Raw genomic sequence first — 15,975 nt, forward strand, 5'->3', positions numbered from 1 at the left:
GGGGGCCTTTCTTTTTTAGAATATATTTTTTAGTTATCCTGCTTGTTGGATATTGCGTTGTTGTTTTAATTCTTTTATCTCCATTTCAAACGCGCGCATACGAGCATGCAATATATCCAGCTCGGTACGCATCATTTGTATTTCGGTAATGAGCTTTGGCGATTCGGCCTTAGTTATCTTTTTCTCGCCTGTGCCTAGTATCAACCACTCCGGCGAATATTTTAGCTGGAAACAGAGCTTGCTGATTAGGTAATAGCTTACCTCCTGCTTTTTGTTGATGACCTTGCTTATAAAGCCCTGGTCGACACCAATAGCGCCGGCAAGTGCCAGTTGGCCGCCATGGTCTTTAACAATTACTTTTATACGCTTTACTATACCGTCGTCTGCCATTATACCTGCAAGTATAAACAAAGTAGCATATAAAAGTAAAACCTTTATTAAAAGAATGATAAGGGGTAATATTACGCTGTAGCAGATAGTTTATGGGCTTTCTCTAACAAGTTAAAAAGATGCTCATCATAAGTACGAAGCGAGACCTTTTTGGAGGCATAATCTTTTTCCAGTTTCTCTAATTCTCCTATAAGAATTTGTTTTGGCCCGCTGTTGGGTGGAACCGCAGTTATGCCTGGTTTTACACCACCTTCATATAAAATATCAGACAATGCTTTGTTTTTCTTTTCAACGGCTTTCATCAAAAAAATAGGCTGCATATCGCCAGAGTCCTGAAGAAAATTCTTCATTCTGCTTTTTTGTTTCTGGTGATTAATAATGATAATGGCCAGCACAAGTATTACGCCGCCAACTAAGTAAACATTTACATCCATAAATAATATTTTAACACATTAAATAATATTTTAACACATTGAATAATATTTAAAAATATAAAATAAAAACCAATGGTTAAAACATTTCTCAGTTTGTATGTACATGTCCCTCATAAGTCCGCCGCAATACGCTGTAGTTTAGTTGTCGTCCAGCGCTTGGGGTGTTGCTAAACTATCAAAATAAGCCAACGCGGTATTATAGATCTCAAGGTCCTTACCTTCCACCCATCTTAGCGAAATAGAAATATCTTTACCATGGTCTGATTCCCATTTTAAATGCACCATAATTAATGATGAGCTGCGAGTACGCCTAAAACCCATAGATTCTATATCTTCCCAGTTAATAGTAATATTTCTCAGGTGATCTACCAGGCATATTTCATTAAATTCCAATATGGCATCGTTATGTAGCGAGGGCATAAGCCGTCTAAATACAACTATGGTTAATACGCCCACCAATACCATAATAAATATGGCAAATACAATTAAATCAAACCTGTCATTAATATTATATGCCTTATAAACATTCGATATAAAAAGCACGCCTAGTATAAGCATTACTATAATAGTGACTATACTATTTTTCTTACTGTAAGGATATATGGTTACGCTATCCATTAATGATTATGTTTTTTATGAATATCCTTAACCAGGCAAAGTTTTTTTATATCAGCAATTTTAATAATAAAAGGCGCGTATTTAAGATGGTTGCCAACCATTTCGGTAGTGTTATCAGAGTGGGCAATAACTTCGTCCTCGTTAGCACCTTGTAAAAGCCTTTTATACATACGGTAATCGCCCCACTCAATATAGTAAACCTCGCCTGGCAATATTTTTTTATCATGTATAATTTTCAAAGCCACCCAGCAGCCGTTCTCTAAATAAGGATACATAGAGTGTCCCCAAACCGGTAAAGCAAAATCACAATCCTCAATACCCGGAAAATTCATGCGGCCAACCGGCGTAGCATCATTAATATCATTATACACCTCAACACCAGATGCTGTGGCGATAATTTCATACATAGGTATACCCTCGCCTACTTTAGATACCTGGGTACTTGTCACATAAGCCGTACCCGCAATAAAATCTTTATATTTTTCTTTAAATATCCTGAATTTCTCAGGATCAATATTTTGGCGGCTCTTAATGATCTCTGTAATAGATGCGGGCGAATTAAAGCCAAGCGCCTCGGCTAATTGGGCGTTACCGGTAAAAGCTTTTCCTTTAAGCTGATTGTATAAAATTATAAACTCCAGTGTTTCAGGACGAACCGTTTTTATCTTATTTGCTTTCTCAGGGATTTCCATAATTGTTGAAAATTATTTTTAAATTTCTTTACTTTGTTAAAGATTTTTCTTTATATTTGTATTCCAATTCGCAACTAATCTAACATAAATTTATATACAAACCAAATAAATACTAAAGAATATACAGAAATATGAATAAAGAAATAAAGGGAATAACATTTAAATGGAAGTTATGGGTATATACCTAATAATGAAAGCGAAAATTACATGCCGATACTAATACATTAATACAGATAATAAAACCAAACCTATGCATATCGCTTACTCCGCATTACAAAATACAAATAATCAAACCGCACAGGCCAAACCAACTACCGTTGACCAATTAAGCATCCGCTTTAAAGCCTATCAAAACGCCTGCAATAAATACAGTAAAGAAATTACTGCCATACAAAAATACATACCCGGGTGGGTGCCCGCCTACCCCGTGGCCTCACCCCACCCCTTCTCTAAAGGAGAGGGGCTTTAAATCTTCTTATGCTTTGCGTTGAAGTCCTCTTCTTTGGAGAGGATTTAGGTGAGGCCTTACTATTAAAAACATTCACTCCTAAAAACCAAAAAAAATGATAAAGATCACACAAAAATTAAAAGACAAGCTGTGGTGGATGATCATATCTGTTGATTATGATTACAGCCGCATTTCCGTAGCCGACCACGAGTTAAATGCCGACACCCTAACCCTATGGCTCGAAGACAAGCATGATTTTAAAAACTCGTTAGAAGAATGCCTGCAGGTTGACCTAACCACGAAACAATTCGCCAAAGTAATAAGGGCCGAGAATCTGAATAGTTACGAAGGCACAAAAATGCATCCCCGGAAAAATTTTATTTATAAAGCGCGTATCGAAATTAATGAGCCCATTAGATGGTACCAGGAAGACGCGTCAATTACAGAGCAGCAATGGGCACGCGAAGCCGTAGTAAAATTACTACTTACACAACTGGTAGAAAACGAAGTTGCCGATATAGAAATTTGGTAAATATTATGCCAAATAGCATATATATCATAAATTTTGTTTATCTTTGTAATGTTAGGTTAACAACCGCTTTTTAAAACCGATAAATTATTTGATACGAAGGTTGAACTCACCTGTAACACTGGCCGGTGCTGCCTGCTTACCATCTTGACTGGTCATAACAGCACTAAACGTTCCTTTAGTAAGAATACTATCCTGCATATATTTCTCCAGCGTGATCTTGTTTGAATCATTCGGCTCTGCATCTTTAGCTAAAGTAAACTGAGCGCCATGTTTGCTAAATAATAGTTGACCACCTGCTATAGCATTAGTTAAATCAGGCGATGCAAAGCCTGGGGAGCTAATTCCAAAACTCATGGTATGCGCTTTATTAATAGCCGTAATACCGAAGTATTTATTACTATCAATATTTGCGTTTATAAAAGCAACGGAATCCTTTGCAGCATCGAAAGTATAGGTGGTGTCGCCTACGGTAATATTTAGGGTACCACTAACGGCAAAAAAATTGCCCGAATTATTGCTGGTATCGGCTTTTAAGCCTGTTTTGGCAAGCGTTAAATCAACTGCCTGATCTTTCTGGCAGGATGCGATCACCACCGAAAAAAGCAAGACAATTAAGATAAACTTTAAAAAACGCATACGCCCGATAAACTTAGATAATTATTATACGAATATACGGTGTAAACAGTTGCGTTAAGTAATAATTTAACAAAAATTAACTTAAAAACCAGTACCAAACTTCAAACCGGCACAAATATCACTCAATCTCCTTACCTATGAAAAGATTACCATATTTCCTTCATAAAACCACGCTTGTTAATTTAATAGAAAGCTATTTTATAAAAGCATTGAACCATGACAAAAGCAAACATCACGAGCCGCCTACCATCAGCGGTCTGGCTTTACATTTAGGTTTTAAAAGCAAGGAAGATTTCGACAAATTTGAAAACAGGGCACGGCTTGGCTCAACCTTAACACAAGCACGGTTTAGAATAATGGCCTACTATGAGAGCAGGCTACATTACCCCGCCCCTGCCGGCGCCATATTCGCATTAAAAAGTATGGGCTGGCATGAAAAACCTATCCCTGCTAAAGTAGCACCACGCAGGGTAAAATCAATCAAAGTAAAACTGGTAGAGTCGGGTCCAAAACCAGCCTCGTCCGAGAAAGAAGTACAACTATAATAACATTAAAAATGGCAGCAAAAAATTACGAAGCATCGGTTTTGTTTAAGCTAAACTACGCCTCTGCCGCGCATGTTGTAATAAACCAGGGCGGCACCAGCTCGGGCAAAACTTATGCGATAGAGCAGGTATTGTTTTGCCTGGCTTGCGAGAAAGACAAACAGGTTATAACCGTGGTAGGCCAGGATATACCCAACCTTAAAGCTGGCGCTTTGCGCGATGCTTTAACCATTTATAACAAGTCAAGCCAGTTAAAAAAACTGGTAAAAAACTTTAACAAAACCGACAGGATATTTGAATTTTACAATGGATCACTTATTGAATTTAAAAGCTTCGGCAGCGCGCAGGATGCGAAGTCGGGTAAAAGAGATTATCTTTTTATTAACGAGGCTAATGGTATTACATGGAATATTTATACCGAACTGGCGCTGCGTACGCGGTCCAAAATATTTATTGATTATAACCCCAATACGGAGTTTTGGGTACATGATAATCTGATAGGAAACGATGGCATCGAACTTATTATATCAGACCATCGGCATAACCCATTCCTGGATAAAGGGATGGCCAATAAGATTGAAAGCACTAAAGACGAGGACCATGAGCGTTGGAGGATTTATGCACGCGGGCTTACAGGCAAAGTAAGTGGCTTAATTTTTACTAATTGGTTTATCTGCGATGATATACCTAACGATGCCAAACTAATAGCCGCCGGCCTTGATTTTGGCTTTACAAACGACCAAACCGGTTGCATAGAAGTGTACCTGCAAAACGGGGAATTATGGATTGATGAATTATTTTATGAGACCGGTTTAACCAATAAAGATATATCCACCAGGCTAATATCATCAGGCGTAAGCAAAAGCACCGAAATTATTGCAGACAGCGCCGAACCCAAATCAATAGAAGAATTAAAAAGACTGGGCTGGTATGTTACCGGCGCAAAAAAAGGGGCTGACAGTATAAATAACTCCATTGATATATTAAAGCGATACAAGTTTAATCTTACCAGGCGCAGTATTAATTTAAAGAAAGAACTGGCGCGATACAAATGGAAGGTTGACCGATCTGGCAAACCCATGAATGAGCCGGTTGATACATGGAACCATTTGATTGATCCATTACGATATGTAGCATTAAACAAATTGAAAATAACCCCGGTAGCGTCGACAAGATCAAAACTACCTTACAAGGAAACTAACCTGCAAAATCATCTTTCAGAATTTATTAATATATGATAGAAAAAACGTTCAAAACCATCCACGGCCAACTCCGTATTCAGATGCCATCGCAACTGAAGGAAATTACATTGGGGCAAATGATGCAGATGCAGGATAAGCTGAATTTAAGTGATCTGGATGCCATAAATATATTATCAGGCACTCCAATTGATGAACTAAAAAACGTAATTGATATACATGATTTTGATGTATTTGGTGAAGCAGTTCTATCATTATCTAATCAGATCAAACACCTGTATAACAGCGATGATATACCTACTAACGTAAGTTTTGATATTGATGATAAAAAGGTAATGGTAAAAGTTATCCGTAATTTATCAGTGGAGCCTGCCGGAGCTTTCATGGCCGCAAGGGATATTATTGCTGATGAAATAAATGAACACATAACACTGCATGGGGAAGAAGATTGGCAAGAGCGTTTTAACCCATCTTTAAAAGCCTGCTGCCTGGTATTGGCACAATATTTTTATTGTCGGGCCACAGGTAATAAATACAACGAATACCAGGCAGAAGTATTTACCGAAACCGTTAAAAAACTTGGGGTATTGGAGGCGCTGCCCATAGCCAAACATTTTTTTATGAGCTATCCAAACTTATCGAAACCGAAAACAAATTACTTTCTGCGGCTCCGTCAGTTTTGGAGAAAAAAGCCGGTATCCAATCATTCGAGAAGTTTAAGTATATAAACACCGTAAATTCTTTGTCAGGCGGCGATATCACTAAATGGGACGATGTATTAAACATGCCTTATGACCGCGTATTAACTAAGCTCCTCCTCAACAAAACAGAAGCGGAGTATCAACGCAAATATACCGAACTAATACAAGCGCAACGCTAACCACCAATGAACTAATGAACCATTAAACTAATAAACCAACCATGCCCATACGTAACCAAATTGAAGCCATTGTACAAACCTTAACCAGCAACCCATCGTTTGTATATGGCACCGTTAACGAGCTTAACACGCTTGCCGATGATATCACATTTCCAACTGTGTTTTTGTACCCCCCACAGTTGATCAACCTGTCGCCGCAGATCAATGGATCGGTAGATAATACCTTTGCTATTACGCTGGAATTTCTTTATAAAACAGATTTTGACCAATACACTGCCGATAACGAAACCTATGTAAACCAGGCATTGCATATGGCTAATGAGTTCATTGCAAAGGCTGCCAAATATCGCGAGGGCGATGGCCGTTACTTTAAAATTAAAGCAGGCGACAGAGCCAAATGCACGCCGGTTTACAACAAGTTTGATGCTAATACAACGGGTGTTAGCTTAATTATAACATTGGCTACCATGTACTTTGATAAGTACTAACCTAATATCTTAAATATCAACTTAAATTAAATACACATGGGATTAAATTGTAATATAGTAGTCAGTAACCGAATATTTGACTACGATGGGCCAGACTATGTAACCACAGCCAGAGTATATGCCGTTATCACAGATGATGAAGGCGCACCGGCAAACGGCAATGGCGCTTTAATAAAATATAGTGTTGATGATAATGGAACAGTAACGCGCGAAATAAAAGTTGCTTCGGGCCAGTCTGTATTATTGTTTGATGGGATTATTGACAGAGCTCATGATGACGGGTCGGGCAATTTTGTGTCTTATTATTCAAAAACATTTGGCTTTGCAGCAATATTCCCTTTATTAGATGCCCCGCCGCCTGTAAACAATTGCGATTTGAGTATTAATAGCATAAATATTATTAAACCCGAATCTGCACCCGGGGCCGGCGATGCGCAAATATCAGTGCAAGCATCTTCAAGCTATTTGCCTTTATCGTATAGTCTTGATAATATACATTTTCAATCATCAAATACATTTACTGGTTTATTAGGCGGGTTAAAAACAATTACGGTTATAGATTCAAATAGTTTTGGCTGTGTCGAAAACGCGTCTGTAACCGTGCCTACACTAAGTCGTTTGTTAATTAGCGATCCATCGGTAACCGTTAGCGGCAATATAAGTCGGTGGAGCGCGGCGTTTAACCCGGTTGTATTTACTTATCAGCGTAAAGATTTTGAAGTAGTATCGGTTACTTTAGATTCACAATCAGGCAATGCTAAAATTTTAGCTAATACCAATGTAACAGGACTTATTAAGGATGACCTTGTTTATATAAACACTGAAACCTATAAAGGGACTTATAAAGTTACGCCCATACCGGGCAGTAATAATACTTTTATTATTAATACACTTTACTTGTCATCTGCTTCAGGGTTTGTTAATATAAACCGTTTGCGGCCCTATTATAAATTGCTAACCAAAATTACTTACCAGGATAGCATTACAGGCGCGCAAACTACTATACAATCAACCAACAGGCCTGATAATGCAGGTTTGATAAAAGCCGACATATCAAACTTTCTGCAATCCATAGTAAGGGTTAAAGACGACAGTGATTTCACTAAGGCCAACTTCCGGGATGATAATTTAAGCGCCAGTTACCAGATTGGCTATGCGCAACATTGGGACGATGGCTCAGCCGATGGAAAAACCTCAGACTGGATACAAATTGCCGACCCATACTATACAGTGTATGCTGCCAAACAACTCGGTGAGCGTTATGGAGGCAACCTGGCTGTCTATGTTCCTTTTGCAAATGGCCAGTCACCCGCTAAATGGATAACTGATTTTGCAGAGCCAGCCTACTCAAATGGCTACCCCTTTGATATCGGGTTTATTTATAGTGAGCACCTGCTTGGCCTGAATATATATTGCGAGCTTACGCTGTTAGATATCAACAGAAACCCTTTACCCGGTGGCCCGCAAAACAGCTATTTATTAAATGAGGATGGATCATGGTTGCTTAATCAGGATGGAAGTAAGCTCATTATAGCTAAACAAACAATAGCCAACGCGCCACTTGCAGAACAGTTGGGTTTAAACCGGCTGCTGATTAATAACGATTTTCCGGTTGATGCCTATTATTTCACCATCACTTTAAAATACAATGATGGTAGTAATGTTCATGCGGTTACACAAACCCAAACCATCCGTATAGATGATGCGGTTGATGAACGATCTGTTTACCTGCGTTGGGTTGGGTTAAGCGGCTCCTGGAACTATTATCGCTTTGTGTATAACCAGGAAGTAACGTTGGATGTTCAGAACGCCACCATCATTAAAAACTTTGTATCCGATTGGGAAAACCAGGATGCCATTGAAGATGTAATAAGCAAAACCGCAGGCCAAAAAATGAAGATAATGGCCGAGGATCTTTCGGTGGCTGATATTAAGGGGTTGCAATCCATAAAATACTCGCCAAAAGTCCAAATGCTGACGAATAAAAACCCGGTTAAATGGCAAACAATTGTTATCAATACCGCAACCTTTAGCGAGTACGAAACACTTAACGGGCAAGCACCTTTTAGCGTGACCTTTAATATGCCAAGTATAAATATCCAAACTCAATAATTATTTAGTATCAAGTAATTAGTATCAAGTAGCAAGACATATTACACATGCAATAACTGATACTACATACTTGATACTAGCTACCTGATACTAAACAAATGAATGATATTCAATTATATATAAACGATCAGTTGGTTGATCTGAGTAATGACAGCCCCATTGCCTTAACGTTCCAGATTAACAACCTGGCCGAGGTAAAAAATCAGCAGGGAAATACCTCCAACCAGTTTAAATTGCCGCTTACCCAACGTAACCGGCGAATATTAGGCTTTCCGGATGATGTTGCCTTTTGTACCAACTTGCCATACACCCAATACCCGGCTAAGCTGGTACAGGATGGTTTAGAGATCATCCCCTACGGTATTGGCGAGTTAAACAGCATTGACCAGGACACCGCCAGTATAACCATCCTGTCAGGAAATGTTGATTTCTTTGATGCTATTGACGGCAAACTATATGAAATGGGCGATAGCAAAAGCCAATGGGGAAAAGGGCTTTTATGGAAGCAATATGACCATGCCTGGACGCTTGACAATGCGGCACACTCGCAAACCAAAACAGAAGGCTGGATATACCCGGTAGTTGACTATGGTAATTTTACCGAAGATTATGCGCAACCCATTAATGTAACTACCATGCGGCCCGGCTTTTTTATAAAAACAGCTATAGATCTGTTGGTTAAAAGCGCGGGTTATAAAGCTACCGGGTCATTACTTTCAGATCCGTTGTACCCATTATTAATAGCTCAATTTAGCAATGGCTCATGGGAACATGGCACAGACTATCAAACACAGCCCGATATACTAAGCTGCTCGGCAGCTACGGGCTCTGTCATACAACTTAACCATCCTAACAACAGCAATCCGTCAGGAAGATTCGTTTTTAATAATAAACTGGCCGACCCTTCCAATCAATTAAACAACGGCATATTTACCGCTTTACAGCGCAGCGATTTTACCGTTACCGTTAACTTTCCGCATGTTAATATGCGTGGTAAAATTACCGGCAAGCATCCTACATACTTACACGTAACCATAACGGTGCACACACCAGGTTTGCCTGACATCTATCCCGCCGAGCTTGATTTTACCTGGGACATGGGCAGTTGGGTACGAGACCAAGGCACAAGCGGTGGCAGTATTACCGGGTATATTGATATTTATAAGCAAACCCTATCCTGCCAAACCGAGCTTGCCGCAGGCCAAAGTGTGGAGGTTAATTATACCTGGATGGGCGATAATCCATCATACTTTACAGTTGCTACGGGTGCTACATTTACAGTTACAGCGCAAAACAGGTTGGTTAAATATAGCCAGCCGGTACAGTGCGAACGTATCTTTCCGGATATTTCACAGAAAGATCTGCTTAAAGATACGCTACAGCGTTTCGGTATAATTTGCCAGGCAGATAATGCTAATAAAACCATCTCATTCAATTCGTTCCGGGATATTGTTGGTAATATACCCACAGCAAAAAACTGGACAAAAAAATGTCTGGACCAAGGCAAAACCATCAACTTTCAACTAGGTGGTTATGCGCAGGCTAATACATTAAAGTATAAAAATGATGATGCTGTGTTACCCACAGGTTTTGCAGACGCGGTAATAAATGTAGCCGACACTACTTTACCGGCAACAACCGATCTGCTGGAAAGTCAGTTTACCCCTACCTTAAACCGGCCCTATATTGGTGGAACAGTCGCACAAATTAAAATGATAGATACCAACAATGGCGGTACAGATTTTAGCATTGGTGTTTCGCCGCGGATACTGATTGACCGTAAACTGGATATTAACAAGTTGGGTAAAACCGTAACATTTACTGATGGTGGCAGTAATCATATTGTTGTAAATGATATTATAAGCGTCCCTTATTTTTACAAACCCGATGGCGAGTACAGCTTATGTTTTGGCGATATGCCCGGAACCATTGCAGGCAAACCACTACCCGGTTTAAAAACAAAATATTACCCCGAACTGGAGAAAATATTAAAGCAAACAAAAAAAGTGGTGCGCTATTTTTTACTAACTCCGCGCGATATATTGGAACTTGACTTATTAATACCCCTTTACCTGGAGCAGGATAGCGCCTATTATTATATTAATAAAATTGATGCCTGGCGTAAGGGACAACCTATAAAGGTGGAGTTGGTGAAATTGGGATAAGCAAGATATCGCAAACGGCAAAGCCAAGAAGAATTACGATGACCTTGCCAAGTCAATTTTAGCGAGTGCAAAAGCCAAAGCCGCGCTTAATAAAATGACAGAGGAATCGGCCCCATTTTTAAATATAGATTATCAGGTAGTATTTCGAAAATATAATTGGAAGCTAGCAGCTTAATGCAACAGATCGCTCTTGCTAAGATCACCCCCAAAAACCCGGTAATTTTTCTTCAATATCAGAATCACCATAAAAAAAAACCGTATATACAGCCATTTCACCAAAATCTTTTCCATGTGTAATTTCAAGAATTACTTCTCTGTTGATCGTGTTCTCATTTATAAATTTTGTAATCCTTTCAATACTGGGAAATGCTTGAGCTTTTAAAACTATCATGATCTTAATGTTTAACTACTAAATAAATTTTCACCAATTTAATAATCAAATACTATATGGCAAACAATAAAAATATTTCTGCGCCTTTGTTGGTGTTATCACCAACAAACGTAGGCCAAGCATAATTCGATATTAATCTAAATCATCTTGGCTATAGTGCTAATTTACAAAATATCGGTACTTGTTGGTAATAACACCAACAAGAGCGAAAGAACGCTGCATCTATTCTTCATTTAGCTTCAGAATCAATGTAAAAAAAAATTGTATACTTTATCAGCCCGATATCTCCCACATTGGTTATGATTACTATGTCTTCCTTTGCTATGTTATTATTAGCTACAAACAAAGTCAATAAAGTATCATCTAAAAAGGTTTTGGATTTTAAAGTTTTCATGGGTTTGCAATAAATTAAGTAATAAGTTAATCAATAATAAAAAAATAAAATGGCAGATAATAATAAAAATAACGTTTCTATCAATGTAGAAATTAACGCCGATGGGCAACAGCAAATTAATCAATACAAAGGAGTTTTTGATAGTTTGAAAACATCTATAAGCAATTTGTCGAATCCGATTAATAAATTAGATAGTGATGTTGCAATGCTTAATGATTCCTTAAAGCAACTTAGCTCACAAAATGAGTTTGCTGGTAATTCGATAGTTAAAATTAAAGAAACTTATACCTCACTTACATATGTCATCAGTGGGTTGAAAAAAGGCTTTGAATTAGCAAAAGTTGGAGCATTATCTTTCGAGGCCGTTTTAACCGGCGGACTAAGTGTAGTCCTTGCCTTCTTACCCGAAATTATAAACTTTACAACGGCTTTATTTAAAGGCAAAGAAGCAACAAGTGTATGGGCTCAAAACTTCAAAAACCTAAATGAAGTGATGAAAGCAGCCAATAAAGATGCTGCTGAACAAACTGCAAAGCTTGATGTATTGTATAAATCGGCTACCAATGCTAACAATGCTCAGGCCGACAGGCTTAAATATGCCCAGCAGCTAAAAGACACCTACCCTGAACAGTTTAAAAACTTTGATAGGGAACAGATTGCAAACGGAAAAGCTAAAACGGCTTATACTGACCTTGCTAAGTCAATTTTAGCGAGTGCAAAAGCCAAAGCCGCGCTTAATAAAATGACAGAACAAACTGCTAAGTTGTTAGACGCGGATTACCAGATTGAAAAGATAAAAAATGCAAATTACAATGAAGTAAAAAATAAAAAAGAGGAGCTGGCAAAACAACCGACATTTTACCGGGGAGGGAGATCAAACGGCCAGTTGGATTTTTTTAAAAAAGAAAGCGATGACCGGGCCAAAACCGCCATTGATGAGCAGAATAAAATAAAAATAGCTATCCAGGCTAATGTTGATTACCTGATGAAATTTGCTAAAGATGCTGATTCCATTAAAAACAAAGTTAATAGCATAAGTGCCGATGTAAACAATAACGTTAATATTTCATATCACGGTAATGGGTCCGGAAAACACAAAAAGCATACTCAGCCTGTTGTACCCGAAGATGATAAACGAGAGCCTGATACGGTACAATTTGAAAATACAAAGTCTGATACCTCATCTGTAAAAACTTCGCTTGACCAAAGTGTACAAAAATCATTAGAGGCCCAAAAAAGCATGGTGCTTACAAATGTACAGCAAACACAAAGGGCTATCCTTGATATAGAAACTGATGCTGCCAAAAAGAAAATCGAGATAGAAGAAAAGCTAACAGAATCAAAAATTCATGCAGGCGATAAGTTTATAGATGCCGCCTTAAAAAACAGCAAGAAAGATTCGGCAATTTTTAAAACGGCTTTCCTGGCTAAAAAAGCAACTTCTATTGCCGATACCATTATCAGCACCAAACGGGCGGTAATGGAATCGTTAAAGGCTTATGCAGGCATTCCGTTTATTGGCCAGGCGTTGGGTATCGCGCAAGCGGTATTTATGGGGGCGCAAGGCGCGGCATCTATCGCAGAGATCTCCAAACAAAAACCAGGCTTTGCTAAAGGCGGTCGGTTTGTTTCAGACGGCAAAGGGGCTCTCCTATCAGGCTACAGCCGTACAGATAATACCAATGCCTACCTGCGGTCGGGCGAGGCTGTGGTGGTATCTGAAGCTATGCGTAACCCCTGGGCACGCAACTTGGTTAGTGCTATTAACGTAGCGCATGGCGGGCGGGATTTCTCTATAACAAACCCGGGCCGTGGTTATGCCATTGGCGGGATCTTTACTGATGGGGGTAACTCCAACCGCTACTACAACCAACCCATGAATGACCAGAAGGACCTTGCCAATACCATAGCCTACCAAATGATCAATAACTTCCCTCCTGTTTATGTGGATGTGAAGGATATTAACAGCCAGCAAAATATATTGGCACAAACGGTTAATAGGGTTAATCTTTAACCCCCTAGCCCCCTGAAGGGGGAACAATAATGTATAACTTATCAATATTAAAATCGATGAATATAAAGATTGCAAATACCTTATTTGACGAGGGTGTGTTCTCTGCAATGTACAAGGCGGGGTTTATTACTACTAAAGTTTTTATTTACCGCGAGATCTACTTATGGGTACAAGCCCAGGTTAAGGCACGCGGTATAACTAAGAACCAGGCTGTATTAGAAGCCGAATTAAAGTTCGAGAAGGATGAGCGTACCATTTGGCGGGCTATGAATAGTTTTTCGGATGGTGACAAACTAGTGTCACCATCCATTCAAAATAGTTTTCCGACCTTTGATATATGCCAATCAGCATAACAAACCATTCGATTGCTGATTTTAATGATTTAAAGATTACGTTGATATTATCTGGTGACAAAGTGGTGTCACCCAATCCTAAAATAATACTCCCGATCTTTGACTAAGATTTGTAGGATTAAAAGATTATAGGATTATTAGTTATCGAAATCAATAAAATCAACACCCAAGACTACTGACAAACTAGTGTCACCATCACTAAAAGAAATAACCCCGATATTTGTATAGTTCAATTATCAGAACACAATTCAAGACCAATACTCGTGTCGAATCATGTAATCCTTAAATCGTGTCAATCAGCGATTCAGACAATATTAAACTCAATTCTCACATCTCACATCTCAAACAACATGAGTTACAAAATCTATTTATACGATACGGATACCGATTGCATAGGCTCATCAATTTGTTATAGTCTCGTTATTGCAAAGTCAGTTCGACGCGCTTGTGTCTTTCACTTATAACGAAGGAATTGGCGCATTACAAAAATCCACTTTGCTTCATAAGCTAAATGCTGAAGATTATGAAGGTTCAGCCGATCAGTTTAGTATGGAACAAAGTTACCAATCCGTCAACCGGCGAAAAGATAATACTGGATGCATTAGTAAAACGCAGGGCAAAAGAGCGACAATTATTTTTATCAAACATCACTAAAACTAACATATGACAACAATAGAACACAGGGAACTAAGAGGTATTACCTTAAAAAATATTGTGGTTACAATACTCAGTACGGCAAGCATTGTTGTATCGGTAATGACAACCTATTTCCAATTAAAAAATGACATAAAAGATTTGCGTACCCAGCAAAATACTGATTCCAGGATAACAGAGATCAGACTAAAACTATTGGAGGGCAATGTAGCGGTGCTACAACAAGAAGTAGATGAAATTAAAACTGTAAAACAAATTAAAAAATAACACTATATGAGCTTAAAATCTTTTTTATCCAAAATCTGGAATGAAATTAAAAATCTATTTGCCGGTATACCTGCCGAGTTAAAAACTGCTATACATATTGGCGTAATTGTGGCCGAAAATGCAAAAATATTTATCGATTCGCCTGCTGCTGATGTATTAACGGCATTGATTCCCGGCGACATAGATGATAAAATTAAAGATCTGCTTCGTGCAAAAATTCCGGTAATTTTAAGCGAGCTTAAACTAGCTGATAGCTGCCAAAACATAACAGATCCTGCACAATTAACAACCTGTGCGGTTAAAGTTATACAGGGTTTAGATGGCGATATTAAGAGCGCTTTTCTGCACAACTTGTCGATTTTAGTAGCGGGTGTTGCCGCTGACGGGAAATTATCCTGGAGTGATGGTGTTTATTTAATGGAGTGGTATTATCAGTATCAATATAAAACAACCGCCTAAGATGTGTGCCCGGAACGAGATTCGAACTCGTACATCCTTACGAATGCCACCCCCTCAAGATGGTGCGTCTACCAATTTCGCCACCCGGGCCTAAAAATATGAGATATCAGACTTAAGAAGTGAGACACTTAATATTTATCTCTTATCCAAAAATCTCACATCTCATATCTACATCGACGTGCCCGAAGAGAGACTCGAACTCTCAAGAGACAATTCTCAACGGCTTCTGAGACCGCAACGTTTACCAATTTCGCCATCCGGGCTGCTAAAGCAGGGTGCAAATATAATTTTTCTGTAGTTAAAA

20 protein-coding genes and 2 tRNA genes are annotated in these 15,975 nt (G+C 38.7%); 14 read left to right on the forward strand and 8 right to left on the reverse strand.

Annotated features, from left to right (window positions below; genetic code table 11):
• Positions 1-33 precede the first annotated feature (33 nt).
• The 4 genes from JWQ34_RS08675 to JWQ34_RS08690 form a co-directional block, all read right to left on the reverse strand.
• The gene (locus JWQ34_RS08675; protein ID WP_299356512.1) at positions 34-390 is read right to left on the reverse strand and encodes a helix-turn-helix transcriptional regulator; all 357 of its coding nucleotides are present in this window, start codon (positions 388-390) and stop codon (positions 34-36) included.
• A 71-nt stretch (positions 391-461) separates the two neighbouring features.
• Complete coding sequence (locus tag JWQ34_RS08680) at positions 462-824, reverse strand: hypothetical protein (RefSeq protein ID WP_299356514.1); 363 nt, start codon at positions 822-824, stop codon at positions 462-464.
• Positions 825-962: 138 nt separating this feature from the next.
• The gene (locus JWQ34_RS08685; protein WP_299356516.1) at positions 963-1,442 is read right to left on the reverse strand and encodes a hypothetical protein; all 480 of its coding nucleotides are present in this window, start codon (positions 1,440-1,442) and stop codon (positions 963-965) included.
• A complete protein-coding gene (locus JWQ34_RS08690; protein WP_299356518.1) occupies positions 1,442-2,134 on the reverse strand; it encodes a S24 family peptidase in 693 nt (230 codons plus the stop codon). Before JWQ34_RS08690 ends, JWQ34_RS08685 begins: the two co-directional genes overlap by 1 nt.
• A gap of 250 nt (positions 2,135-2,384) precedes the next feature.
• Here JWQ34_RS08690 and JWQ34_RS08695 point away from each other — a divergent pair, with 250 nt between their 5' ends.
• Together JWQ34_RS08695 and JWQ34_RS08700 are read left to right on the forward strand one after the other, a co-directional pair.
• On the forward strand, positions 2,385-2,603 hold the full coding sequence (locus JWQ34_RS08695) for a hypothetical protein (RefSeq protein WP_299356520.1): 219 nt from the start codon (positions 2,385-2,387) through the stop codon (positions 2,601-2,603).
• 94 nt (positions 2,604-2,697) lie between these two features.
• Positions 2,698-3,114 (forward strand): hypothetical protein, encoded by a 417-nt coding sequence (locus JWQ34_RS08700; protein WP_299356522.1) that lies wholly within the window; start codon positions 2,698-2,700, stop codon positions 3,112-3,114.
• Positions 3,115-3,198: 84 nt separating this feature from the next.
• Here JWQ34_RS08700 and JWQ34_RS08705 read toward each other — a convergent pair whose 3' ends face one another.
• Positions 3,199-3,750: a hypothetical protein gene (locus JWQ34_RS08705; protein WP_299356524.1), complete on the reverse strand. Its 552-nt coding sequence runs from the start codon at positions 3,748-3,750 to the stop codon at positions 3,199-3,201.
• 137 nt (positions 3,751-3,887) lie between these two features.
• Here JWQ34_RS08705 and JWQ34_RS08710 point away from each other — a divergent pair, with 137 nt between their 5' ends.
• From JWQ34_RS08710 to JWQ34_RS08740, 7 genes are all read left to right on the forward strand, one after another.
• A complete protein-coding gene (locus JWQ34_RS08710; RefSeq protein ID WP_299356526.1) occupies positions 3,888-4,295 on the forward strand; it encodes a terminase small subunit in 408 nt (135 codons plus the stop codon).
• Between the two features lie 11 nt (positions 4,296-4,306).
• The gene (locus JWQ34_RS08715; RefSeq protein ID WP_299356528.1) at positions 4,307-5,533 is read left to right on the forward strand and encodes a terminase large subunit; all 1,227 of its coding nucleotides are present in this window, start codon (positions 4,307-4,309) and stop codon (positions 5,531-5,533) included.
• On the forward strand, positions 5,530-6,222 hold the full coding sequence (locus tag JWQ34_RS08720) for a hypothetical protein (protein ID WP_299356530.1): 693 nt from the start codon (positions 5,530-5,532) through the stop codon (positions 6,220-6,222). The genes JWQ34_RS08715 and JWQ34_RS08720 overlap by 4 nt, the downstream gene beginning before the upstream one ends.
• 14 nt (positions 6,223-6,236) lie before the next feature.
• Positions 6,237-6,374 carry a hypothetical protein gene (locus JWQ34_RS08725; protein ID WP_299356532.1) on the forward strand — a complete coding sequence of 46 codons (138 nt, stop codon included), beginning with the start codon at positions 6,237-6,239 and terminating at the stop codon, positions 6,372-6,374.
• Between the two features lie 41 nt (positions 6,375-6,415).
• Positions 6,416-6,862 carry a hypothetical protein gene (locus tag JWQ34_RS08730; RefSeq protein WP_299356535.1) on the forward strand — a complete coding sequence of 149 codons (447 nt, stop codon included), beginning with the start codon at positions 6,416-6,418 and terminating at the stop codon, positions 6,860-6,862.
• Between the two features lie 36 nt (positions 6,863-6,898).
• Entirely contained in the window at positions 6,899-8,974 is a 2,076-nt protein-coding gene (locus JWQ34_RS08735; protein ID WP_299356538.1) for a hypothetical protein, read from the forward strand.
• A gap of 98 nt (positions 8,975-9,072) precedes the next feature.
• A complete protein-coding gene (locus JWQ34_RS08740) occupies positions 9,073-11,139 on the forward strand; it encodes a hypothetical protein (protein ID WP_299356541.1) in 2,067 nt (688 codons plus the stop codon).
• A gap of 199 nt (positions 11,140-11,338) precedes the next feature.
• On the opposite strand, the gene JWQ34_RS08745 is transcribed toward JWQ34_RS08740, so the two are convergent.
• The gene (locus JWQ34_RS08745; protein WP_299356543.1) at positions 11,339-11,530 is read right to left on the reverse strand and encodes a hypothetical protein; all 192 of its coding nucleotides are present in this window, start codon (positions 11,528-11,530) and stop codon (positions 11,339-11,341) included.
• A 443-nt stretch (positions 11,531-11,973) separates the two neighbouring features.
• Here JWQ34_RS08745 and JWQ34_RS08750 point away from each other — a divergent pair, with 443 nt between their 5' ends.
• The 5 genes from JWQ34_RS08750 (at position 11,974) to JWQ34_RS08770 (ending at position 15,671) form a co-directional block, all read left to right on the forward strand.
• On the forward strand, positions 11,974-13,938 hold the full coding sequence (locus JWQ34_RS08750) for a hypothetical protein (protein WP_299356545.1): 1,965 nt from the start codon (positions 11,974-11,976) through the stop codon (positions 13,936-13,938).
• Between the two features lie 56 nt (positions 13,939-13,994).
• Entirely contained in the window at positions 13,995-14,291 is a 297-nt protein-coding gene (locus JWQ34_RS08755) for a hypothetical protein (RefSeq protein ID WP_299356547.1), read from the forward strand.
• Positions 14,292-14,814: 523 nt separating this feature from the next.
• The gene (locus JWQ34_RS08760; RefSeq protein WP_299356549.1) at positions 14,815-14,958 is read left to right on the forward strand and encodes a hypothetical protein; all 144 of its coding nucleotides are present in this window, start codon (positions 14,815-14,817) and stop codon (positions 14,956-14,958) included.
• Entirely contained in the window at positions 14,955-15,212 is a 258-nt protein-coding gene (locus JWQ34_RS08765; protein ID WP_299356550.1) for a hypothetical protein, read from the forward strand. Before JWQ34_RS08760 ends, JWQ34_RS08765 begins: the two co-directional genes overlap by 4 nt.
• Positions 15,213-15,218: 6 nt before the next feature.
• Complete coding sequence (locus JWQ34_RS08770; RefSeq protein WP_299356551.1) at positions 15,219-15,671, forward strand: hypothetical protein; 453 nt, start codon at positions 15,219-15,221, stop codon at positions 15,669-15,671.
• A gap of 6 nt (positions 15,672-15,677) precedes the next feature.
• Here the strand turns inward: JWQ34_RS08770 and JWQ34_RS08775 are convergent.
• A tRNA-Leu gene (locus tag JWQ34_RS08775) sits at positions 15,678-15,761 on the reverse strand.
• A gap of 89 nt (positions 15,762-15,850) precedes the next feature.
• Positions 15,851-15,934: transfer RNA gene (locus tag JWQ34_RS08780), tRNA-Leu, on the reverse strand.
• Positions 15,935-15,975: the final 41 nt, after the last annotated feature.

Origin of the sequence: Mucilaginibacter sp., from assembly GCF_028288185.1 — a bacterium.
Lineage (GTDB): Bacteria > Bacteroidota > Bacteroidia > Sphingobacteriales > Sphingobacteriaceae > Mucilaginibacter.

Coding starts and splice junctions, on each gene's coding strand:
- JWQ34_RS08675 (WP_299356512.1), bottom strand. CDS start 390: ATGGCAGACGACGGTATAGTAAAGCGTATAAAAGTAATTGTTAAAGAC.
- JWQ34_RS08745 (WP_299356543.1), bottom strand. CDS start 11,530: ATGATAGTTTTAAAAGCTCAAGCATTTCCCAGTATTGAAAGGATTACA.
- JWQ34_RS08695 (WP_299356520.1), top strand. CDS start 2,385: ATGCATATCGCTTACTCCGCATTACAAAATACAAATAATCAAACCGCA.
- JWQ34_RS08765 (WP_299356550.1), top strand. CDS start 14,955: ATGACAACAATAGAACACAGGGAACTAAGAGGTATTACCTTAAAAAAT.
- JWQ34_RS08705 (WP_299356524.1), bottom strand. CDS start 3,750: ATGCGTTTTTTAAAGTTTATCTTAATTGTCTTGCTTTTTTCGGTGGTG.
- JWQ34_RS08755 (WP_299356547.1), top strand. CDS start 13,995: ATGAATATAAAGATTGCAAATACCTTATTTGACGAGGGTGTGTTCTCT.
- JWQ34_RS08770 (WP_299356551.1), top strand. CDS start 15,219: ATGAGCTTAAAATCTTTTTTATCCAAAATCTGGAATGAAATTAAAAAT.
- JWQ34_RS08685 (WP_299356516.1), bottom strand. CDS start 1,442: ATGGATAGCGTAACCATATATCCTTACAGTAAGAAAAATAGTATAGTC.
- JWQ34_RS08710 (WP_299356526.1), top strand. CDS start 3,888: ATGAAAAGATTACCATATTTCCTTCATAAAACCACGCTTGTTAATTTA.
- JWQ34_RS08730 (WP_299356535.1), top strand. CDS start 6,416: ATGCCCATACGTAACCAAATTGAAGCCATTGTACAAACCTTAACCAGC.
- JWQ34_RS08750 (WP_299356545.1), top strand. CDS start 11,974: ATGGCAGATAATAATAAAAATAACGTTTCTATCAATGTAGAAATTAAC.
- JWQ34_RS08740 (WP_299356541.1), top strand. CDS start 9,073: ATGAATGATATTCAATTATATATAAACGATCAGTTGGTTGATCTGAGT.
- JWQ34_RS08715 (WP_299356528.1), top strand. CDS start 4,307: ATGGCAGCAAAAAATTACGAAGCATCGGTTTTGTTTAAGCTAAACTAC.
- JWQ34_RS08690 (WP_299356518.1), bottom strand. CDS start 2,134: ATGGAAATCCCTGAGAAAGCAAATAAGATAAAAACGGTTCGTCCTGAA.
- JWQ34_RS08680 (WP_299356514.1), bottom strand. CDS start 824: ATGGATGTAAATGTTTACTTAGTTGGCGGCGTAATACTTGTGCTGGCC.
- JWQ34_RS08760 (WP_299356549.1), top strand. CDS start 14,815: ATGAAGGTTCAGCCGATCAGTTTAGTATGGAACAAAGTTACCAATCCG.
- JWQ34_RS08735 (WP_299356538.1), top strand. CDS start 6,899: ATGGGATTAAATTGTAATATAGTAGTCAGTAACCGAATATTTGACTAC.
- JWQ34_RS08700 (WP_299356522.1), top strand. CDS start 2,698: ATGATAAAGATCACACAAAAATTAAAAGACAAGCTGTGGTGGATGATC.
- JWQ34_RS08720 (WP_299356530.1), top strand. CDS start 5,530: ATGATAGAAAAAACGTTCAAAACCATCCACGGCCAACTCCGTATTCAG.